The organism is Bacillus altitudinis (assembly GCF_001191605.1).
In the GTDB taxonomy this organism is placed as follows: domain Bacteria; phylum Bacillota; class Bacilli; order Bacillales; family Bacillaceae; genus Bacillus; species Bacillus altitudinis.
On the sequence record NZ_CP009108.1, the window covers coordinates 1860191 to 1882350 of the forward strand.

A 22160-nucleotide genomic window follows, 5' to 3' on the forward strand; every position below is an offset into this window, starting at 1 on the left:
CAAAGGGGAGAAATCTAATGAAACGTATACAATCCATTCGAATGGTCTGTTGTTTGATTTTGGTGATATTTAGTCTGCAATCTTTACTGCCTAGTATGATGACAGCTGAGGCGTTTTCTTCTTCTGAGAAAAAGGAGACTTTATGGAAACAAACAAAGCCGATGAACATAAAAAAAGCCCGAAAACTGATAGGAGAAACGGTAACGGTGAGCGGAATCGTAACAGCAGATCAATCCGCTATAGGGAATGGGAAACTATCAACATATATTCAAGACAAAACAGCTGGTCTCAATATTTATTCTGCGCAGCCGAAGAATTTTCCAGAACTGAAAGCAGGCATGAAGGTCACGGTGACTGGCAAGGTGACGACTTATAAAGGGCTCGTTGAAATTGTGCCAGATCAAGATCGTCTGAAGATAGATGCTGTGAATCAGCCATTGCCTTCGCCAAAGAAAGTTTCCATTAAACAATTGGAATCGGATCAGGCAAGCAAATATGAAGGAAGATTAGTGAAGGTAAAAGGCTATGTAGAACAAGCGCCAGATCAGCCAGCTGGCGGTGGATACAATGTGGTCATCATCGATAAAAAATATCATAGCACAGTTCTTAGAGTCATGGTTGATACGGGTGCCATTGATCAAGTGAAGACCGGAAAATGGTATGAGTTTACTGGCGTTTTAAGCAGATATGATACGCTGCAAGTACTTCCAAGACACAAAACCGATGTCAAATTGCTGAAGCACCAGCCAAAGCCGCCAAAAATCAAAAAAGAATATGAGGCAACGGTAGATCGTGTTGTGGATGGAGATACCATTCATTTGAAGAAGCCTGTGCTCGGCACAACAAAGGTACGCTTCGTGAATATGGACACACCAGAAACCTACCACCAGCCCAAAAATGAATTAGATCAAAACCAGCTGCGCTTTGGACAAAAAGCGACGGATTATTTAAAAACGCTTCTTTCAAGTGGTGATCGAGTCACATTAAAGATTGGCCCGGAAGCAAAGGATGGATATGGACGTCTTTTAGCTCAAGTCAAAACCAAAAAAGGGCTGAATACGAACCTAGAGCTTGTGAAAAAAGGATATGCCCCTACTTATTTCATTTGGCCTGTTGGAGATGAAAAAGAGTATCGGATGTTCCAGCAAGCAGTGAAAGATGCCAAGGAAAAAGGGCTTGGTATTTGGAATGAAGAAGATCCTCTGCTAGAACAGCCGTTTGAATTTAGAGCACGCGAGCAGAAAAAAGGGCTCACACGTTATGTGGGGGATTCATCTGCAAAAACCTACGTATCACCTGACAGCTGGAATGAGATCGATGTGGATAAACGTATCTTTTTTGCTTCTAAAGAAGAAGCAGAGCAGGCTGGATATCAGGCGTCAGCATCAACCCGTGAAGTTCCATTAACCATTTTAAGCATGAATGATTTACATGGGAAAATTGATCAGCAATATGAGCTGGATGTAAAAGGTGATGGCAGTAAAGGAACATATGGACGGATGGATTATGTGGCGGCTTATATAAAACAAAAGCAAGCTGCGCAAAAAAATACACTGACAGTTCATGCAGGAGATATGATAGGCGGAAGCTCGCCGGTTTCTTCTCTTTTACAAGATGAACCAACCGTTGAACTAATGGAGAACATCGGCTTTGATGTTGGGACTGTCGGCAACCATGAGTTTGATGAAGGTGTAGATGAATTATTGTGCATCTTAAAAGGTGGAGATCACCCGAAAGGCACAAAAGGATACGATGGGCAGAACTTCCCGCTTGTTTGTGCAAACTGCGAATACAAGGACACTGGCAAACCACTTTTACCGGCCTATGAAATCATGGATGTCGAAGGAATTCCTGTGGCTTTTATCGGGGTAGTGACAACATCAGCGGCAGGAATGGTCATGCCAGAAGGAATTAAAGATATTCAATTTACTGATGAAGTCAAAGCTGTCAATGAAGCAACGAAAGAATTAAAGCAAAAAGGGATTAAAGCGATCGCAGTTCTGGCTCATATGACCGCCTCTCAAAATGGTGATACCATTACTGGAGAAAGCGCAAGGCTCGCCAAAGAAGGTGATGACGAAATTGATGTCATTTTCGCTGGCCATAATCACGAAGTGGTCAATGGAGAAATGAATGGAAAATTAATTGTCCAAGCCTTTGAATACGGAAAGGCAATTGGAGAAGTCAATGTCACACTTGACCGGAAAACAAAGGATATTGTCAAAAAGAGTGCAAAGATCCAGTATGTAGACCAGGCTGGTATTGAAAAGGATCAGGAAGCAGCGGACATTTTAGCCCATTACGGAAAAGAAGTGGAGCCGATTATTAGTGAGGTGGTTGGAGAAGCTGGCGTCAAGATGGAAGGTGGCTATTCCAATGATGGTGATACACCACTTGGCAACCTCATTGCGGATGGCATGAGATATTCAATGAAAAGTGACTTTGCCATGATGAATGGCGGCGGTATCAGACAAAATCTCGAAAAAGGACCCATTACTTGGGGAGACCTCTTTAATATTCAGCCATTTGGAAATGTGTTAGTAAAGCTGGACATCAAGGGGAAAGATTTAGTTGATATCATTGAAGCTCAAATATCTCCTCAATTTGGACCGGATTATAGCATTTCAGGCTTTTCTTATTCGTACAATCCGTTAACATATAAAGTAGTCGACTTAAAACTGCCTGATGGTTCTTCCGTTGATTTCGATAAAACGTATACACTCACAGTGAACAACTTCATGGCGACTGCCACTGGAAGTAAGTATGCACCGATTGGGCGGCTAGGGAAAAATCCGGAAACAGGCCCAGAAGATTTAGAAGCAACGGTCGCTTTTGTAAAGAGCTTCGAGGGAGCTTCTATTGTGTATCAAAAAGAGGGCCGAATTCAACAAGCGAAACAAGAAGAAAAGGCAGCAGCAAGCTAAAGAATCATCAGCAAAGACAAAGGAGTTAACGCATGAAAAAATGGCTTGCAGTGATTGTCATGTCAGCGGGAATTGTGGTGCTTGGCTGGGGAATCTGGCAAATGGCTTCTACTCACCTACAAACAGCACATTCTTTAGAGGAAGCAAAAAAGGTCGTAGAAACTGATCAAGGGATGACGAAGGAAAAATTTTCACCTGAAATGGGGAAAGCCTCTGGCATCCTGACCATTCCGAAATTAAAAGCCGATTTGCCGATTGTTGAAGGGACAGATGCGGACGACCTTGCCAAAGGCGTCGGTCATTATAAAGGCAGTTATTACCCTGATCAAAATGGACAAATCGTTTTGTCGGGACACAGGGATACGGTCTTCCGCCGGACTGGTGAACTGGATATTGGGGATCAGCTGAAAATCACTGTACCGTATGGTGAGTTTGTTTATGAAATTACGCATACGAAAATTGTGGATCAGCATGATACATCCATTATTACCTTACAAAATAAAAAAGAAGAGCTTGTGTTAACCACATGCTATCCATTTCATTTTGTCGGCAATGCACCAGAGCGGTACATTATTTATGCGAAAAGAGCATCTGTCTAACGTCAAAAGAGCCTGTATGATCAGGCTCTTTTTCTACATATTGTCCATTAATTCAGCCATATCAGGTGGAAGCGGTGCTTCTATCGTCAGCTTTTCACCTGTGAATGGATGGTTCATGTCTACTTGTTTGGCATGAAGGGCGCATCTGTTTATCAGGTCACGCTTCCCGCCATATAATGTATCGCCAGCTAAAGGATGCCCGAGACTGCTAAGATGGACCCGAATTTGATGCGTTCTGCCTGTTTCTAATCGAAGCTTAACGGCCGTCATCTGTAAACGTTTATTGAGATGGAAGACCTCATAATGAGTCTTGGCGCTTTGACCAGTAGGAGAAACCCTCCTTCTGACGGCATGGTGTTTATCACGTCCAATGGCTGCTTGGATCGTTCCTTTCTTTTTCTTAAACAGTCCTTGTGCGATGGCAAGATACGTTCTGTTAATCGCTTTTTTTGAAAGCATTTGATCGAGTACAGCATGTGCCAACCTGTGTTTGGCAAAAATAACGGTGCCGCTTGTGTCTTGATCCAGCCTATGTATATGTCTGACCCGCTTTTCTTCTCCATTTGCTTGAAAATGGAAAGCGACTAGGTTCGCCAGCGTACCTGTTTGTCCTTTTTCATTTGGATGCGTCGGCCTTCCAGCAGGCTTTTGGACAACTAATAAATGCTCGTCTTCAAAGAGTACCTCTAATTCACCGTATTCTGGCGTCACATCACTTTCTTCCGTCTCAAATAAATCAATGAGAATCTGATCACCTGTACTCACTTTTGCAGCATGGTGGGCAGGTTTTTGATTGAGACGGACTTTTTGGTGCTCCATCCAAAAATGGATAATCGGTTTAGAGGCAGACACTTCGTCTTTTAAAAATTGACTTAAGGAATTGCCATTTTGATGCTCACCTACTTTTAGGGAGAGCGTGTGTCCTTTTATGATCATGATATTCGTCCTCTCTTTGGGTATATATAGGAAACACTTACCTTAGCGAATGACTTTTTTTCTGTGCTATTCTGAATGGAGTAATAACGACAGAGAGGTAGATGCCACGTGAGATTAATGAAAGCTGCGACAGACCTTCAAGAGCAGGCAATTGAAGAAGTATCAAAGGAAATTGAAGATCTTTTATCCCATTCTGTCAATGGAGAAGCGCAGGAAAAACAACCCCCGCTTACATTCATTGATGGTGTGTATAACGGGACAATGGATGATGCTTTTCGTATCTTATCAGGTCTTCAGCTATTACATACCATTATTTTAAAGCCGAAGCGACATATCACAAAACGAGATCGTGAGTTATTTGAACTCAACCGTGAACAAATTAATGCGTGCGGCTTTTCTTTCCCGTTTGATTTAGATGATTTTGCAGGCCGTCACCTTCAAAATGCGTAAAAGTTGGTGTGAACTTCCTTGTTAACTTACAAGGTCGTCGCACATACTATTTTTAAGGGAACGGAGAAACCTTCAAGATCTGTAATACCAATTCCGCTCTTTTTCAACAATGTCTATTCTCCACGAATCGGAGCGCTTGGATCTCTTGCAGAAAGAATCGAACATGACAGGAGCCTGACAAAACGATGCAGGCTCCTTTTATACATAATCATTTTAGCAGACATTCATCTTTGAAAGTCAATTTTATTCACGATATGATAGCAGTATGGAAGATATTTCAGACTTTCGGAAAAAAGGAGTGGCCTCTTTGGTAAAGGCGATTATATTTGATTTTGATGGATTAATTTTAGATACAGAAACACATGAATATGAGGTTCTGCAGGAAATGTTTGCGGAGCATGAATCGGAGCTGCCTCTGTCTGTATGGGGAAATGTGATTGGAACGCAGGCAGGTTTTAAGCCTTTTGAATACTTGGAAGAGCAGTTAGGAAAGACATTAGATCATGAGGCACTCACAGAAGACCGGCGTTCACGTTTTCAAAAGAGAATGAAGGACGAAGCAGCAAGACCTGGTGTAGAAGCTTATTTAGAAGCGGCAAAGGAGCTTGGAATTAAGATTGGACTTGCTTCCAGCTCAGATTATAAATGGGTGTCTGATCACCTGAAAAAAATTGGACTTTTCGATTACTTCGAATGTATCCGCACGTCAGACGATGTGGAAGAAGTGAAACCTCACCCAGAACTTTATTTGCAAACCGCACAATGCTTAGGCGTTGAGCCAAAAGATTGCGTGGCATTTGAGGACTCTGTGAATGGGTCAATCGCTGCCAAACGAGCGGGTATGAAATGTGTCATCGTGCCAAATAAAGTGACGAGCACACTGCAGTTTGAAGAATATGACGCGAGATTAGAATCCATGGCTGAAATCGAATTGCTCCAGCTATTCCATCAGCTTGAAAAAGAGGATCAGTAAGGGGGCAATACATCATGGCAGAAAAACTAGATTTAACGCGATTTGAAAAAAGAATGGTGATTCGAAATATTAGAGAAGAAGATATCGACCGAATCATCGCATTGCAAGAGGTATGCTTTCCAGGCATGGACCCTTGGAAAAAAGAGCACCTTGAAAGCCACCTTGAACATTTCCCAGAAGGCCAGTTCTGTGCGGAATTCGAGGGAGAAATCATTGGCTCATGTTCAAGTTTATTAATTAACTTTGATGAATACGATGATCGTCACACATGGCAGGACATCACAGATGATGGATATATCACAAACCATAATCCAGATGGGATGAATATGTACGGAATTGAAGTAATGGTCAGTCCTGAGTACCGCCGGATGAAAATCGGTCATCGTTTATACGAAGCAAGAAAAGACTTAGCGAGAAGATTAAATTTAAAAAGCATCATCATTGGTGGACGTATCCCGAATTATCATAAATATCAAGAGGAAATGACGCCTCGCCAATATGTAGAGCAAGTCATGCTGCACCAAATTTATGATCCTGTGCTATCTTTTCAGCTGTTAAATGAATTTAGCCTGATGCGGATCAATCCGAATTACTTGCCGGATGATAAAGCTTCCAGCACGTACGCAACGCTAATGGAATGGAACAATGTCGATTATCGCCCGCAATCGAAAAGATATTATAAATCGGCGTTCCCAGTACGTATTTGTGTCATTCAATATGCAATGAAGCAAATTCATTCCTTTGAGGAGTTTATGAATCAAGTGGAGTATTACGTGGATGTGGCATCAGATGCGTCAGCTGACTTTGCCGTTTTCCCGGAAATCTTTACAACCCAGCTTATGTCATATTTAGAAGAGAGATCACCAAGTCTAGCAGTGCAGCGGATCACAGAATATACCGAGGACTACATCAATTTGTTTACAGATCTCTCGGTCAAGTACAACATTAATATCATCGGTGGTTCTCATTTCGTTGAAGAGGAAGGGAAAATCTATAATATCGCCTATTTATTTAGACGTGATGGAACGATTGAAAAGCAATATAAGTTGCATATCACGCCGAATGAAAGAAAATGGTGGGGGATTTCAGCTGGTGACCAAGTCCGGGTATTTGATACGGACTGCGGTAAAATTGCGATCCAAATTTGCTACGATATTGAATTCCCTGAGCTTGCTCGAATTGCAGCTGACAAAGGAGCGAAAATTATTTTCACTCCATTCTGTACAGAAGACCGTCAAGGCTATTTACGAGTGCGTTACTGTGCGCAGGCGAGAGCGGTTGAAAATCAGATATATACGGTCATTTCTGGAACAGTCGGAAACCTTCCGCAAACAGAAAACATGGATGTCCAATATGCACAATCAGCCATCTTTGCACCATCTGATTTTGAATTCGCAAGAGATGGCATTGTAGGGGAATGCAACCCGAATATTGAAATGGTGGTTGTCGGTGATGTCGACTTAGAAATATTAAGAAGGCAGCGTCAAGATGGGACGGTTCGTCAGCTGAAAGACCGAAGAAGAGACGTGTACCATATTGAATATAAGAAATAATCAAAACAAGCGCCCCGCAGTTATGCGAGGCGCTTTTCTGTATGTTTACATTTTCTTTAATGCGAGTGTAGCAAAGTGGGCAATGCTTTTGGCAGCTAAAAATGGAACGTCTGATTTGACAAGAGATTGATAAATCGTTTTTTCTACTTGTTTCCATGTAAGAGCAGGCTCTTCTAAAAGATTTTTTAAATCAGGTCCTACATGCTGGTTGAAAAACTGCTCAAATTGTTCACGTTTTTCTTGTCCGGCAATCACTTCTAATTTTTGTAGCCACTTTTCTTGTTTTTGGAAAGATTGTTCGATGTTTTGTTTAATGGTGTCTGTTGTTGAAGGAAGCTGAAAATCACTTTCTGCTGTCACCTGCTTCGTTTGAATAGATGCAGCATCAGCTGTTTGTGTAATAGGTGAAGCGAATAAAAGGACAGTGGTGGAGAGCATCAAAGATTTTGCGATTGTTTTCATTAAGAAAACCTCCTAGTTCATTTAGTATTGTGCACGAGATTTATTATACATTTTTGTTAAAATAAGGTAATGAGACTTACCGCTTATTTTTTCATGCGACAAAGGGATGCCAAATGAAAAGACGAATATACTGAATGGAAATGATGTTTTACAAAGGGAGAGGGATATGGGGCGACAATCTAAACATCTGTATATCAATTTGCCGGTTAAGCATGTAAATGAGTCAAAGGCTTTCTTTGAACAGCTGGGTTTTGACTTTCAACAAGAACTGACGAATGAACATGCTGCTTGTTTTGTGATGAATGAGACGATCACAGTCATGCTGTTATCACTTAAGCATTTCCAATCCATTTCAGAGAAGGAATTGGTAGATGCCAGAAATGGCGCAGAGGTCATTATCTCTTTACAGGTCGAGACGAGGGAAGAGGTTGATGAGCTTGTAGAGCGTGCGATCGCAGCTGGTGGTTCACCGTTTAAGGAAAAACAAGACCATGATTTCATGTATGGCTGGAGCTTTCAGGATCGTGATGGTCATTTATGGGAAGTGTTTTATATGGATGAGGAGAGAAGCGACCTTTCATAAGGGTGCTTCTTTTTTATTGATGATCAGTGGTATGATAAGAGGGTAAAAAAGAAGGAATTCATCTAGAGAAAAGTAGGTGCTGCATGGAGTTTTTACTTGTCTTAATGCCAGTGTTCGGCATATTCCTTATAGGGTATATTGGGCAGAAGACAATTGGTTTTGATATACATACGCTCTCATCAATGTCTTTATATTTAATGTCACCATTTCTTGCGTTTGAAACCTTTTATCAAAATAAAGTATCGATGGACTATGTGTACTTATCAATATTTGTCGTAGGGCTTTGTCTTTCACTTGTTTTATGTGTCTTCATTTTATCTCGAATTTACGGGTATTCGAATGAAACGTATTGCGCCATGATTTTGTCATCAGCATTTATGAATAATGGAAATTACGGCACGCCTGTTGTCCTTCTTGTTTTTGGAGCAGCTGGTTTAGATATTGCGATTGTGCTAATGGTCCTTCAGCAGCTCGTCATGAGTACGATCGGCATGTATTATGCAGCAAAAGGTGGAGAGGACGCGGGAGACTTGAAGGTCGTTCTAAAAAAAGTGCTGCGTATGCCTGTTGCTTACGGGGCTCTTCTTGGTCTATTATTTCAGCTCATTGACCTTTCATTACCTAAAGAGCTTATGACAGGTGTTCAGCTGGTCGGGGATGCAGCGATACCAACGATTATGCTGATTTTAGGTATGCAGCTCGCAGTGATTTCTTTTAAACAAGTGGATTATCGTAATATTTCCTATGCGGTGCTGCTGAAGCTGTTTATCTCACCACTCATCGCCTTTGGTTTTACGCTTATTTTACCGGTAGATGATTTGGTGAAACAAATTATGATTTTAGTTGCAGCGATGCCGACAGCGGCGAATACAACGCTGATGGCTGTGCAATTTCGAACGAAGCCTGAGTTTGTCTCAAGCACGACGTTTCTCAGTACGATTTTAAGTATTGTGACTTTACCTGTTTTATTATGGATTTTATCCATGCACCCTCTGGGATAGGGGACGGCAAACAAAGGGGGACTTATGAATGAATGTAGATGTTCATTTTCAAGTAAGTGATGTGTTAAAAACGAAGCATTTTACACATGCGAAAGTGTTAGCGGGGGAAAAGGGATTGTTTCGGCAGGTAAAATGGGTACATGTACTTGAAGTGCCTGCTGTAGAGGATTTGTTAAACGGAGGCGAGCTGATCTTAACGACGGCCGCAGGCTTCCATGATCAATTGGAAGTCTTTCAGGCGTTTTTAAGACAGTTGATTGACTCAGGTGCGGCTGGCTTGTGTATTGAATTTGTACCGCTCCGGTTTGATGTGCCAGAAGAACTGATTATTTATGCAGAAGAACGTGATTTTCCGCTTATTTTGTTTACAAAAGAAGTGAAGTTCGTCAATATTACACAGCATCTCCATACGATGATGATTGAGCGTCAGTATCAGATGATGGCGGATTTAGAAACACTGTCGTCCAAGTTGAATGAGCTTTTATTGACTCCTCATCCGCAGATGGATATTTTGGATCAAGTGTATCAGCATGTGAGAGGGATACTACTGCTGATCCCTGTTCAAGGTGAGCCGATTATTTTATGTGATTCTTCCAAACAAACAGAAGAGCTGGTGATGAATTATTTGCAATATGCTTCATTACCAAAAGGATATGAAGTGACGCAAAAACAAGTCCTTGCACTCAAACAAACCTTTGCAGACCTCGTCCTCATTCATCAATCGAACACACTCTCGGAATTTGAACTGCTTGTGATGGATAAAGGAGCGAATGCCCTTGCCCAGCAAACTTTAAGAGAGCTGTATACAGAAGAGCTGAAGAAGACAAAAGAGAATGAATGGCTGCAAAAATGGTTTCATGAAGATCATACAGAAAGAGAGATCATAGAACACCTTGAGGAGACAGAAGGGCTGAAAAAACCGACCGGCTGTGTGGTGATGCTCTTTCAAAAAAACCACCAAATAGAAGAAATCGCAGGGAATCTTTATTTTCTTGTCTCTTGCCGTTCTATTTTTCAGCGTGCTGGTTTCTATTTGATTGTGTACGAGCATCAAGGACAAACCTTATTTATTTTATTGAATACAAGAAAAGTTGAGGACTGGAAAGAGCGTGCAGAAAAAGCGGCAAACGACATCACGCAATTATATGACCGTGAGAAGCCCGGCGAGGCAGTCATCAATTATGGAATCGGTTCATATTGTGAGCAATTTCAACACATGAGAAAAAGTTTTCAAGCAGCGAAAGAAGTGCTGCATTTAAAGAAAGTGATGCCGCAACGGATAAAAAGCCCATTTTATGAAGATTTACATATGCTTCGGTTGATGCCTGTCATGAAAGAAAGCGGGTTATTAGAATGCATGGTGAAAGAGTATTTAGAGCCGGTGATTTTATATGATAAACAAAATAGCGGCAGGCTCTATCAGACGCTGAATATCTTTTTACAGACAAACGGTTCTAAAAAAGAAACCGCAAGCCAGCTCTATATTGTGAGGCAGACGCTTTATCACAGATTGGATAAGCTTCATGCTTTACTTGGTGAGGATATGATGCAAGCGCCAAAACGTCAAGCGCTTGAATTTGCGATCCTTGCTTATGAATTTTTACAGGGGAATCGCCATTAACGGTATATGTTAGATTTTGCCGAGGGATCAAGTAGAGTGTCTCATGGTTCTTTTCAATCAGTTGACGATCTGTCTAATGTAATGTGTCTGGCCCCTTTTTTATAATGAGAGTAACGACACGGGCGGTCTTGTTTCAGTTTCATATGCCTCACTTTTATCCATATAATGAATGGAGAGGTCATATGCAGGACCGGTTTAAGCTTCTTTGATGATGAAAACGGATACATGGGGGCGTGGGAAGATGAAAACACATAACGCACAAGATCTTCAGGCGAAAGATGATCAGTTCATTTGGCATCATATGAAAGGGACAAACAAAGAAAATGAAAGTATGGTGATTCATGAGGCAGAAGGCGCATGGGTGACAGATATTCATGGAAATCGCTATTTAGACGGAATGTCAGGACTATGGTGTGTCAATGCCGGATATGGACGTAAAGAGCTTGCAGAAGCGGCGTATAGGCAATTAAATACGATGCCTTACTACCCACTGACACAAAGCCATGTGCCAGCGATTCAGCTGGCTGAGAAGCTCAATGAATGGCTAGACGGGGACTATGTGATCTTCTTTTCTAACAGTGGTTCTGAAGCGAATGAAGCGGCATTTAAGATTGCCAAACAATATCATGCGCAAAAGGGAGAGAGTACACGAACAAAATTCATTTCCCGATATCGATCGTATCACGGCAATACAGCAGCAGCTCTTGCCGCAACGGGTCAAGCGCAGCGTAAGTACAAATATGAACCGTTAGGACAGGGGTTTATCCATGTCGCACCGCCTGATATGTACCGGCACCCTGAAGATCAAGAGAGCTTGGCAAGTGCTGATGCAATCGATCAAGCAATGACGTGGGAATTAAGTGAGACCATTGCTGGCGTCATCATGGAGCCGATGATTACAGGAGGCGGTATCTTAATGCCGCCAAAAGGATATTTGAAGAAGGTGAAAGAAATCTGTGAAGATCATGGGGCGCTCCTCATTGTGGATGAAGTCATATGCGGCTTTGGCCGGACAGGAAAGCGGTTTGGATTTATGCATGAGGAAGTGAAGCCAGATATCATCACCATGGCAAAAGGGATCACAAGTGGATATTTACCGCTATCTGCAACGTGCGTAAAACGAGACATTTATGAAGCGTATGCAGGAGAAGATACGTATGACAGGCTACGGCATGTGAATACATTTGGCGGTCACCCTGCTTCCTGTGCGGTTGCGCTTGCTAACCTAGAGATCATGGAAAACGAGCAATTAGTGGAGCGGTCACGCACGCTTGGCCAAGACATGCTCGAACGTTTGCAAGAGTTAAAAGAGCATCCATTTGTCGGTGATGTGAGAGGAAAAGGTCTGCTGTTTGGGATTGAGCTTGTGCAGGATCAGGCGTCAAAAAAGCCAGCTGATCCAAGTGTAGTCGGTCAATTGATTGCAGAATGTAAAAAGCGGGGATTGATCATCGGGAAAAATGGCGATACAGTGGCTGGCTATAATAACGTGGCACAGCTCGCACCACCGCTAAATATCACTGATGAAGACGCCTCATTCATTATTCATACTTTAAAAGAAAGCATGGCACAATTATAGCAGAGATTTCTCTGCTTCAGATTGTTGACAAAGGGCTAAAATATTATTTATTTTAGCCCTTTGTCTTCTTTTCAGCGTGATAGAAAATCTTTGCAGCCCTAGGAAGGGTGAGCACCAGCACGCAGGACTGACAAAGAATGCGAGGATTTGCCTACACGCTGTAGCAGAGAGGTTTCTCTGCTTTTTTCTATGCCCTGAAAGGATCAGGTTTTGATCGATTTGCTAGGCTGAATGGTCAATGGGCACACTAGGTGTATTGAAAAAAACATGTGATTCTATTACTGTAAGGAGAAGATAGAACCAATACACACGAGAAGGAGACGGCATATGAGTTTTCATGATCAACCCATTCTACCTGCTGTTCGCAATATGAAGCAATTTGAGGAATTTTTAAAAAGTCCATTTACATATGGGGTCTTACTAGATGTTCATTTAGGGCGGCTTAAGGGCATCATGAATGAGGCGAATGCGCATCATAAAAAAATGTTTGTCCATGTCGATCTCATTCACGGAATCAAACATGATGAGTACGGAACGGAATTTATTTGTCAGGAAATGAAACCAGCTGGCATTATTTCTACTAGGTCTTCTGTCATAGTGAAAGCCAAGCAGAAAAAGGTATATGCCATCCAGCGAATGTTTTTACTTGATACAAGTGCGATGGAAAAAAGCATGGAGTTTGTCGGAAAACATCGTCCAGATTTTATTGAAGTATTGCCGGGTGTCGTGCCAGATTTAATTACAGAAGTGCGCGAAAGAGCTGGAATACCAATATTTGCAGGAGGATTTATCCGAACAAAAGAAGATGTAGAAAGGGCGCTTGCAGCAGGGGCGACAGCTGTCACCACATCGAATACAGAGCTTTGGAAAGCATTCCAAAAGTGAAAAAGATAAAATGTGAAAATTGATTGACAACGTTTTCATCCTCTGATACTATAGCACTAAGTTAATATCATGTGATGGAGAAACGGAGATCCACAACGACGCTTTACTAGGTGACAAATGACCCTGATGTAAAGTATGTTTGTTGTGGATCTTTTTTTCTGTATCTTTTCTACACATTTATAGGGGATGGCAACTGAACCAGAGGAGGAATTTTTCATGACACCATTTTGGGGTGAAGTCGTTGGTACAATGCTTCTGATTATTTTTGGAGGCGGTGTGTGTGCGGCAGTCAGTTTAAAGAAATCGCTTGCTTATCAGTCCGGTTGGATTGTAATCGCTTTCGGATGGGGATTTGCAGTAGCGATTGCAGCTTATGCCACTGGAGGAATCAGCGGTGCACATTTAAACCCGGCGCTGACAATAGGTCTAGCATTAGAAGGAAGTTTTCCTTGGGCTGATGTTCCAATGTATATTGTCGGTCAAATGCTTGGCGCATTACTCGGAGCTATTATTGTCTTCTTACATTACTTACCGCACTGGAAAGCGACAGACGATCCAGGTGCAAAACTAGGCGTATTCTCAACTGGTCCTGCGATTCCGCATACTTTTGCAAACGTGCTCAGTGAAGTCATTGGTACATTTGTATTGGTGGTAGGAATTTTAGCGATTGGTGCAAATAAATTTGCAGACGGAGTCAATCCGTTGATTGTTGGTTTCTTAATTGTTGCAATTGGTCTTTCATTAGGTGGTACAACTGGTTACGCAATTAACCCTGCACGTGATTTAGGTCCAAGAATCGCACATGCCATTCTGCCGATTCCAGGTAAAGGTCCATCAAATTGGAAATATGCTTGGGTTCCTGTTGTTGGTCCAATTTTGGGCGGTGCATTTGGCGGTGTTTTCTATAATGCAGCCTTTAAAGCGAACGTCACACCAGCCTTTTGGATTGTAAGCGTTATTTTAGTTGTGGTATTGTTAGGACTCTATGTTTCTACGAAAAACCAGACAAATGCTGTCAATGAAAGTATGTAAGGGGAGGAAAACACCATGGCAAAAGAAAAATATATTCTCGCATTAGATCAAGGGACAACAAGCTCAAGAGCGATCTTATTTGATCAAGAAGGTAAAATTGCACATACAGCTCAGAAGGAATTCAATCAATATTTTCCGAACCCAGGCTGGGTAGAACACAATGCAAATGAAATTTGGAGCTCTGTTCTATCAGTTATTTCAACTGCTTTAATCGAATCAGGAATTGAAGCAGATCAAATCGCCGGTATCGGAATTACGAACCAGCGTGAGACAGCTGTTGTTTGGGATAAACATACAGGCGCACCTGTTTACAATGCAATTGTTTGGCAGTCACGACAAACATCTGGTATATGTGATGAGCTAAAAGCGCAAGGGCACGATGAAACGTTTAGAAATAAAACGGGTCTACTCATTGATGCTTATTTCTCAGGCACTAAAGTGAAATGGATTTTAGACAATGTAGAAGGTGCTCGTGAGAAAGCAGAAAATGGTGACTTGCTGTTTGGCACAATTGATACATGGCTCATTTGGAAAATGACTGGCGGTCAATCACACGTAACAGATTATTCAAATGCATCAAGAACGTTAATGTTCAATATTTACGATCTGAAATGGGATGAAGAACTACTTGATATCTTAGGTGTTCCAGCTTCCATGCTGCCAGACGTCAAACCATCATCACACATTTATGGTGAAACAACAGACTATCACTTCTTCGGTAAAAATATTCCAATTGCAGGAGCGGCAGGAGATCAGCAGTCTGCGTTATTCGGTCAGGCTTGCTTTGAAGAAGGAATGGCGAAGAACACATATGGTACAGGATGTTTCATGTTGATGAATACAGGGGAAAAAGCAATTAAGTCGGATCATGGATTGTTAACGACGATTGCATGGGGCATTGACGGCAAAGTTGAATATGCTTTAGAAGGAAGTATTTTCGTTGCTGGCTCAGCGATCCAGTGGCTGCGTGATGGACTTAGAATGTTTAAAGACTCAAAAGACAGTGAAGCTTATGCTGAGCGCGTTGAGTCAACAGACGGCGTATATGTCGTACCAGCATTCGTTGGTTTAGGCACACCATATTGGGATAGTGATGTCCGAGGCGCTGTATTCGGTTTAACACGCGGTACTTCTAAAGAGCACTTTGTTCGTGCAACGTTAGAATCACTTGCTTATCAAACGAAAGATGTTTTAGATGCGATGGAAAAAGATTCAAACATCTCACTTAAAACATTGCGCGTCGATGGCGGGGCTGTAAAGAATGATTTCTTAATGGGCTTCCAAAGTGATTTGCTCGATGTACCAGTAGAACGTCCAGAAATTAATGAAACGACGGCACTCGGTGCGGCCTATCTTGCGGGAATAGCAGTTGGCTTCTGGAACGACCGTTCAGACATTGCAAAACAATGGAACCTTGACAAGCGCTTTGAACCTAAAATGGAAGAAGACAGCCGTGACTCGTTATACAGCGGGTGGAAAAAGGCTGTAAAAGCAGCTCAAGCTTTCAAATAAACAAAAAGTATGGTATACTTCAAGTAAGTTAATAGAACGGTTGGAGAACTGGAGAGACCGCAAGCACCGAAGTGTAGAAATACGCTTTGGGTGTTTGCGGTCTCTTTTTCTTTACCGTACAACATGGGAGGAACAAGAGATGACTTTTTCTAGCTTAGAAAGAGAACAAATGCTTCAGGACATGACAAAAAAACCATATGATGTGTTTATCATTGGTGGGGGTATTACTGGCGCTGGTACAGCACTTGATGCGGCTTCACGCGGAATGCGTGTCGGTCTTGCGGAAATGCAGGATTTCGCAGCGGGTACGTCTAGCCGCTCAACGAAACTAGTGCACGGTGGACTTCGTTATTTAAAACAATTTGAAGTGAAAATGGTCGCAGAGGTCGGTAAAGAGCGTGCCATCGTATACGAAAACGGTCCTCATGTGACAACGCCAGAATGGATGCTTCTTCCGATGCATAAAGGCGGGACATTCGGTAAGTTTTCAACTTCAATCGGACTTAGAGTATATGACTTTTTAGCTGGCGTTAAGCATAGTGAACGCAGAAGTATGCTAAGTGCAAAAGAGACACTTGCAAAAGAACCACTTGTGAAAAAGGATGGCTTAAAAGGCGGGGGCTACTATGTTGAATACCGTACAGATGATGCACGCCTGACAATTGAAGTCATGAAAGAGGCTGTGAAATTCGGGGCAGAAGCGGTCAACTATGCGAAAGTAAAAGAATTTATTTATGATAAAGGCAAAGTTGTCGGTGTTGTCATTGAAGATGTCACAACACAGAAAACATACGATGTATATGCGAAAAAAATCGTCAATGCGACAGGTCCATGGGTCGATCAGCTAAGAGACAAGGACCACTCAAAAGAGGGGAAACATTTACAGCATACAAAAGGAATTCACTTAGTATTTGATCAATCTGTTTTCCCATTAAAACAAGCAATCTACTTTGACACACCTGATAAACGAATGGTCTTTGCGATTCCAAGAGAAGGAAAAACGTACGTGGGAACAACAGATACCGTTTACAAAAAACAGCTGGAACATCCGCGTATGACAAAAGCAGATCGTGATTACGTGATCAAAGCCATTCAATATATGTTCCCAGATCTTAACATTACAGAGAAAGACGTTGAATCTAACTGGGCTGGTCTTCGTCCACTCATTCATGAAGAAGGGAAAGATCCTTCAGAAATTTCTCGTAAAGATGAGGTATGGACATCATCTTCAGGCTTAATCACGATTGCCGGCGGTAAATTAACAGGTTACCGTAAAATGGCTGAACACATTGTGAATCTTGTACGTGATGGACTTAAAGAGGAAACTGGAAAAGATTTCGGACCATGTAAAACGAAACATATGCCTATTTCAGGTGGGCATGTAGGCGGTTCGAAAAATATGGCATCCTTTGTTCAAGCGAAAACGGCAGAAGGAGCATCCGTTGGTTTGACAGAACCGATTGCACAAAAATTAGCTGAGAAATATGGCTCAAACGTCAGCAATGTCTTCAAGCGTGTAGAGCAGCTTCAAGGGGAAGCAGACAAACGAAACATTCCCGCATATGTGTTGGCTGAACTTGTCTATGCGATCGAAGAAGAATTGGCTGTAACACCTGTCGATTTCTTCTTGAGAAGAACAGGCAGCCTATTATTTAATATCAATTGGGCAAAAACGTATGCACAGCCTGTTGTTGACTATATGGCAGATCGTTTTGGCTGGGATGAAGCGACAAAACAGAAACATCAAACTGAATTAGACCGACTATTCCATGAAGCAGTCGTACCGCTTGATGCTGAATAAGTAAAAAGCCGATCGTGTATCGGCTTTTTTTATTTTGTTCATCGTTTTTTCATATGTTCATGATATAACATGACATGAAGGATAATTCCATATAAAATAACAGTAGATGTTATTTTATTGATGATAAGAGCTGGGAGGACGACCATGAGTTGGAATACGAATTATGAGCGTTGGATCAATGAGAAGCACCTGGATACTGAACTAAGGGAATGGCTGGAGGCACATCAAGATGATCATCAAGCGCTTGAAGACTGCTTCTACAAAAACCTTGAGTTTGGTACTGGAGGAATGCGCGGAGAAATTGGTGCTGGAACGAACCGAATGAATGTTTATACTGTTCGAAAAGCATCTGCTGGTCTTGCTGCGTATATTGCAGCACATGGAGAGGATGCAAAAAAAAGAGGTGTCGCCATTGCCTATGATTCACGCCATAAATCTCCTGAATTTGCGATGGAAGCGGCCAAAACACTTGCTTCACATGGCATTCAAACATACGTATTTGACGAACTGCGTCCGACACCAGAACTCTCTTTTGCAGTTCGAGAACTGAATGCCTTTGCAGGGATTGTTGTGACAGCAAGTCACAATCCGCCAGAATATAATGGCTATAAAGTTTATGGAGAAGATGGAGGCCAAATGCCCCCATTTGAAGCAGATCAAGTCATTAAAGAAGTAGATGCCATCGAAAATGAATTAGCCATTTCAGTGGAATCAGAAGAAGTATTGAAGCAAAATGGTTTGATCCGCATGATTGGTGAAGAAATCGATCAAGCGTATATGGAAAAATTAAAAACCATTCGTGTGCACCCTGAGCTTGCAAAAGAAGTCGATGTCAAAGTGGTGTTTACCCCGCTTCACGGGACGGCGAATAAACCTGTCCGAAACGGACTTCAGGCCTTTGGTTATGAGCATGTGACGGTTGTACCTGAACAGGAAAAACCAGATCCGCAATTCTCGACGGTCACATCTCCAAATCCAGAGGAGCATGCCGCTTTTGAATACGCCATCAAGCTTGGCAAAAAGCAAAATGCTGATATGTTGATTGCGACAGATCCAGATGCAGATCGATTAGGTATCGCTGTGAAAAATCACGATGGAGAATTTACCGTTTTGACGGGCAACCAAACAGGCGCCTTACTACTTCATTATTTATTATCTGAAAAACAAAAACTAGGTCAGCTACCGCCTCGCCCCGTTGTGATGAAAACGATTGTGACAAGTGAGCTTGGGCGTGCTGTTGCCTCAGCATTTGGAGCTGACACGATTGATACGCTCACTGGCTTTAAATTTATCGGAGAAAAAATCAAGCAGTTTGAAGAAAGCGGAGAATACACGTTTCAATTCGGCTATGAAGAAAGCTACGGCTATTTGATCGGTGATTTTGCACGAGATAAAGATGCAGTTCAAGCTGCGTTATTAGCAGTTGAAGTCGCAGCCTTTTATAAGAAACAAGGGAAGTCATTATACGATGCGCTTGTTGATATTTTTAAGGAATTTGGATTTTACAGAGAAGGCTTAAAGTCATTAACCTTAAAGGGGAAAGTAGGAGCAGAGCAGATTTCTGCTATTCTTCATACCTTTAGATCAAACCCGCCAGCTTCTATCGCCGGTCAGCGCATTACGGTCATTGAGGATTATCAATCAAGTCAAAGGCACCTTGTGGCTGAAAAGAAAGAAGAAACGATTCATCTGCCGGCATCAAACGTCCTGAAATATTTCCTTGAAGATGGCTCATGGTTTTGTTTACGACCTTCTGGTACGGAGCCTAAAGTCAAATTTTATATTGCAGTCAAAGGCACATCGTTAACAGACAGCGAAGAAAAGCTGAAACACTTATCAGAAGAAGTCATGAAAGTCGTCTATGACATTGTGGAAGAAACAGCTAAATAAAATATCACAAAGCCATCATGTCATGCATGATGGCTTTTCTCAGTCGAAAGGATGAGAAAAAATCATCCTTTTTGAGAAAGAGCCGCACAGATGCTCATGGTATAATCAACATATTGATCAGAGAGGCAGTAAAAGCCGGGGGTACACACGATGGGAGATTACCAAGAAAAAGTCAAAACATTAAAAACGTTAAAAGAAATTGCTGAAAAGTTAAATGAAGGAATGGAAATGAAGGAAACGCTTCATGAAGTGCTTCATATGCTTATGGAAGTGACAGGCTTTCAAACAGCATGGATTTATTTTATAGAAGAAGACGGATCGTATGAACTAATGGCAGAAGTATGCTTACCTGAAGCGCTGGCAAAGCATCAAAAAGAGCTCATGTGTCAAAACGATTGCTATTGCATCAACCGCTACACGAAAGGCTCACTGCAATCAGCGACCAATATCATCAATTGTAAACGGATTGAAACGGCGATTGAGCAAAAGCTTGGAGATACAGAAGGAATTACCCATCATGCAACCGTTCCGCTCCAAGCATGTAAGCGTACGTTTGGCTTATTAAATGTGGCGGCAAAAGGGAAGGTCACATTTACACAGGAGGAGCTGAATCTGCTTGAAAGTATTGCACTGCAAATAGGTACGGCTATTCAGCGCATGAAGCTTGTGCAAAATGAGCAGCAGCATGCACTGCTAGAAGAACGAAACCGGCTTGCACAGGATTTACACGATTCTGTGAATCAAATGCTGTTTTCCGTGAGTTTGACTGCAAAGGCAGCGCGTCAAATGACAAGTGATCAACATTTAGGGGAAATGATTGATTTTATTCAGCATTTATCACAAGATGCCCTCATTGAAATGCGTTCACTCATATGGCAGTTAAGACCAAAAGGACTTGAAAAAGGATTTACGACAGCGATTGAAGAGTATGCACAGCTTTTAGGTCTAAATTGTTCATTGTCTTTATCAGGCTGTATGGAAATAGATCATTCAAAGCACGAGACTTTATTTCGCGTATGTCAAGAAGCTCTAAATAACTGCCAAAAGCATGCGGGCGTTGAGAAAGTAGAGGTCAAACTGGAGCAATCAGGAGATACGTTTGGTATGAAAATCATCGATCAGGGAAAGGGATTTCAGTATGATGAACAAATGAGTCTTCCTTCATTTGGGCTGAAAGGGATGGCTGATCGTATCCGAAGAGCAGGCGGTACATTTTGCATCAATTCTGAGCTAGGTAAGGGAACGACGATTGATGTGAAAGTACCATTTTCTCAAGAAAGGAAGGGATTGTCATGAGGGTAGTTATTGCAGATGATCATCATATTGTCAGAAAAGGGCTGGTCTTTTTCTTGCAAACTCAGCCAGATGTAGACATCGTCGGTGAGGCATCCAATGGGGAAGAGGCACTGCAGGTAGTTAGGCAAACAAAGCCTGACATTGTCTTGATGGATCTCTCTATGCCTGTAATGAATGGAATTGAGGCGACAAAGCAAATGACGCTGGATATGCCGGATGTCCGCATTGTCATTCTGACAAGCTATGCAGATAAGGACTATGTGATCCCTGCTATCCAAGCGGGAGCGAAGGCTTATCAGCTCAAGGATGTAGCACCTGAAAAGCTTCTCACGACAATGATTGAGGTGCAAAATGGTACGTATCAATTAGACGGTCATATTACGACGTTTCTCGTCCAGCATCTAACTGAACCTAAAGAGCAGAAATGGGCATTGATGAACGAACTGACCAATAGAGAACGTGATGTCTTATTTGAAATCGCAAAAGGGAAAAGTAACAAAGAAATTGCCTCATCGCTTTTTATTTCTGAAAAGACTGTGAAAACTCACGTGTCTCATGTGTTATCAAAGTTAGAGCTGGCAGATCGAACTCAGGCCGCTCTATATGCGGTAGATTATCAAAAAAATCAGCCGAAAGAGCTGTTGTAAACAGTCATGGTGGACATTCCAAAAGACTTCATGAGTATTCTCTCGTGAAGTCTTTTCTTCTTTATGAAAGGCGGTTAGTAAAAGGCTGAAAAGAAAACAAAGAGCTAAAATAAAGTTCATTTTAGCCCTTTGTCAACAATCGAAAATCAACCTTTTCCTTTATGTGTACATTGGTTCAGCATATGCTTCAGCAACGGCAGCTTCTGAAGCATGGTCGATATACTGCAGGAGTCCATATAAACATTTTTCAACATCTGCATCGTTCCGGTTAAATTGATACGCATGTAAGAAATGCTCAATACGTTTCGAGAGCAAATCATCTTGCGTACGGACCATAAGAATAAGTAAATTATCCCATTGCGAGCGATGCGTATAATAAAGTGCCTTATCATAATCTGCCACATTCATTAAACCTT

19 protein-coding genes are annotated in these 22160 nt (G+C 41.9%); 16 read left to right on the forward strand and 3 right to left on the reverse strand.

Annotated elements, in window-relative coordinates:
* Positions 1-17 precede the first annotated feature (17 nt).
* Positions 18-2924 (forward strand): 5'-nucleotidase C-terminal domain-containing protein, encoded by a 2907-nt coding sequence (locus ID12_RS09370; protein ID WP_050827092.1) that lies wholly within the window; start codon positions 18-20, stop codon positions 2922-2924.
* Positions 2925-2956: 32 nt separating this feature from the next.
* Positions 2957-3523, forward strand: coding sequence for a class D sortase (locus ID12_RS09375; protein ID WP_024719945.1), 567 nt, complete (start codon positions 2957-2959; stop codon positions 3521-3523).
* A gap of 33 nt (positions 3524-3556) precedes the next feature.
* Here the strand turns inward: ID12_RS09375 and ID12_RS09380 are convergent, their stop codons facing one another.
* On the reverse strand, positions 3557-4459 hold the full coding sequence (locus ID12_RS09380; RefSeq protein ID WP_048003244.1) for an RluA family pseudouridine synthase: 903 nt from the start codon (positions 4457-4459) through the stop codon (positions 3557-3559).
* A gap of 108 nt (positions 4460-4567) precedes the next feature.
* Here ID12_RS09380 and ID12_RS09385 point away from each other — a divergent pair, with 108 nt between their 5' ends.
* From ID12_RS09385 to ID12_RS09395, 3 genes are all read left to right on the forward strand, one after another.
* Positions 4568-4909 (forward strand): DUF5365 family protein, encoded by a 342-nt coding sequence (locus ID12_RS09385; protein WP_048003243.1) that lies wholly within the window; start codon positions 4568-4570, stop codon positions 4907-4909.
* A 307-nt stretch (positions 4910-5216) separates the two neighbouring features.
* Entirely contained in the window at positions 5217-5882 is a 666-nt protein-coding gene (locus ID12_RS09390; RefSeq protein ID WP_017360360.1) for an HAD family hydrolase, read from the forward strand.
* Positions 5883-5896: 14 nt separating this feature from the next.
* Complete coding sequence (locus ID12_RS09395; RefSeq protein ID WP_007497061.1) at positions 5897-7435, forward strand: bifunctional GNAT family N-acetyltransferase/carbon-nitrogen hydrolase family protein; 1539 nt, start codon at positions 5897-5899, stop codon at positions 7433-7435.
* Between the two features lie 45 nt (positions 7436-7480).
* On the opposite strand, the gene ID12_RS09400 is transcribed toward ID12_RS09395, so the two are convergent.
* The gene (locus tag ID12_RS09400; RefSeq protein ID WP_025207006.1) at positions 7481-7897 is read right to left on the reverse strand and encodes a hypothetical protein; all 417 of its coding nucleotides are present in this window, start codon (positions 7895-7897) and stop codon (positions 7481-7483) included.
* A gap of 166 nt (positions 7898-8063) precedes the next feature.
* Between ID12_RS09400 and ID12_RS09405 the strand changes: the two genes are divergently transcribed.
* The 11 genes from ID12_RS09405 to ID12_RS09455 all read left to right on the forward strand — a co-directional run bounded on the left by ID12_RS09405 (position 8064) and on the right by ID12_RS09455 (position 21744).
* Positions 8064-8480 (forward strand): VOC family protein, encoded by a 417-nt coding sequence (locus tag ID12_RS09405; protein ID WP_008349030.1) that lies wholly within the window; start codon positions 8064-8066, stop codon positions 8478-8480.
* Between the two features lie 83 nt (positions 8481-8563).
* The gene (locus ID12_RS09410; protein WP_007497064.1) at positions 8564-9481 is read left to right on the forward strand and encodes an AEC family transporter; all 918 of its coding nucleotides are present in this window, start codon (positions 8564-8566) and stop codon (positions 9479-9481) included.
* Between the two features lie 28 nt (positions 9482-9509).
* Entirely contained in the window at positions 9510-11102 is a 1593-nt protein-coding gene (locus tag ID12_RS09415; protein WP_017360358.1) for a PucR family transcriptional regulator, read from the forward strand.
* 241 nt (positions 11103-11343) lie between these two features.
* Positions 11344-12681, forward strand: a complete 1338-nt coding sequence (locus ID12_RS09420) for an aspartate aminotransferase family protein (protein WP_017360357.1) — start codon at positions 11344-11346, stop codon at positions 12679-12681.
* 327 nt (positions 12682-13008) lie between these two features.
* Positions 13009-13566 (forward strand): glycerol-3-phosphate responsive antiterminator, encoded by a 558-nt coding sequence (locus ID12_RS09425; RefSeq protein ID WP_017360356.1) that lies wholly within the window; start codon positions 13009-13011, stop codon positions 13564-13566.
* 216 nt (positions 13567-13782) lie between these two features.
* Positions 13783-14598 (forward strand): MIP/aquaporin family protein, encoded by an 816-nt coding sequence (locus ID12_RS09430; protein ID WP_008349011.1) that lies wholly within the window; start codon positions 13783-13785, stop codon positions 14596-14598.
* A gap of 15 nt (positions 14599-14613) precedes the next feature.
* Positions 14614-16110: a glycerol kinase GlpK gene (gene glpK, locus ID12_RS09435; protein ID WP_007497075.1), complete on the forward strand. Its 1497-nt coding sequence runs from the start codon at positions 14614-14616 to the stop codon at positions 16108-16110.
* A gap of 139 nt (positions 16111-16249) precedes the next feature.
* Positions 16250-17911, forward strand: a complete 1662-nt coding sequence (glpD, locus tag ID12_RS09440; RefSeq protein WP_017360355.1) for a glycerol-3-phosphate dehydrogenase — start codon at positions 16250-16252, stop codon at positions 17909-17911.
* 144 nt (positions 17912-18055) lie between these two features.
* Positions 18056-19801: a phospho-sugar mutase gene (locus ID12_RS09445; protein WP_050827093.1), complete on the forward strand. Its 1746-nt coding sequence runs from the start codon at positions 18056-18058 to the stop codon at positions 19799-19801.
* A 150-nt stretch (positions 19802-19951) separates the two neighbouring features.
* Complete coding sequence (locus tag ID12_RS09450; RefSeq protein WP_008349005.1) at positions 19952-21097, forward strand: GAF domain-containing sensor histidine kinase; 1146 nt, start codon at positions 19952-19954, stop codon at positions 21095-21097.
* Positions 21094-21744 (forward strand): response regulator, encoded by a 651-nt coding sequence (locus tag ID12_RS09455; RefSeq protein WP_008349002.1) that lies wholly within the window; start codon positions 21094-21096, stop codon positions 21742-21744. The genes ID12_RS09450 and ID12_RS09455 overlap by 4 nt, the downstream gene beginning before the upstream one ends.
* Positions 21745-21903: 159 nt before the next feature.
* Here the strand turns inward: ID12_RS09455 and ID12_RS09460 are convergent, their stop codons facing one another.
* On the reverse strand, positions 21904-22152 hold the full coding sequence (locus tag ID12_RS09460; RefSeq protein ID WP_008349000.1) for a YhdB family protein: 249 nt from the start codon (positions 22150-22152) through the stop codon (positions 21904-21906).
* Between the last annotated feature and the right edge of the window lie 8 nt (positions 22153-22160).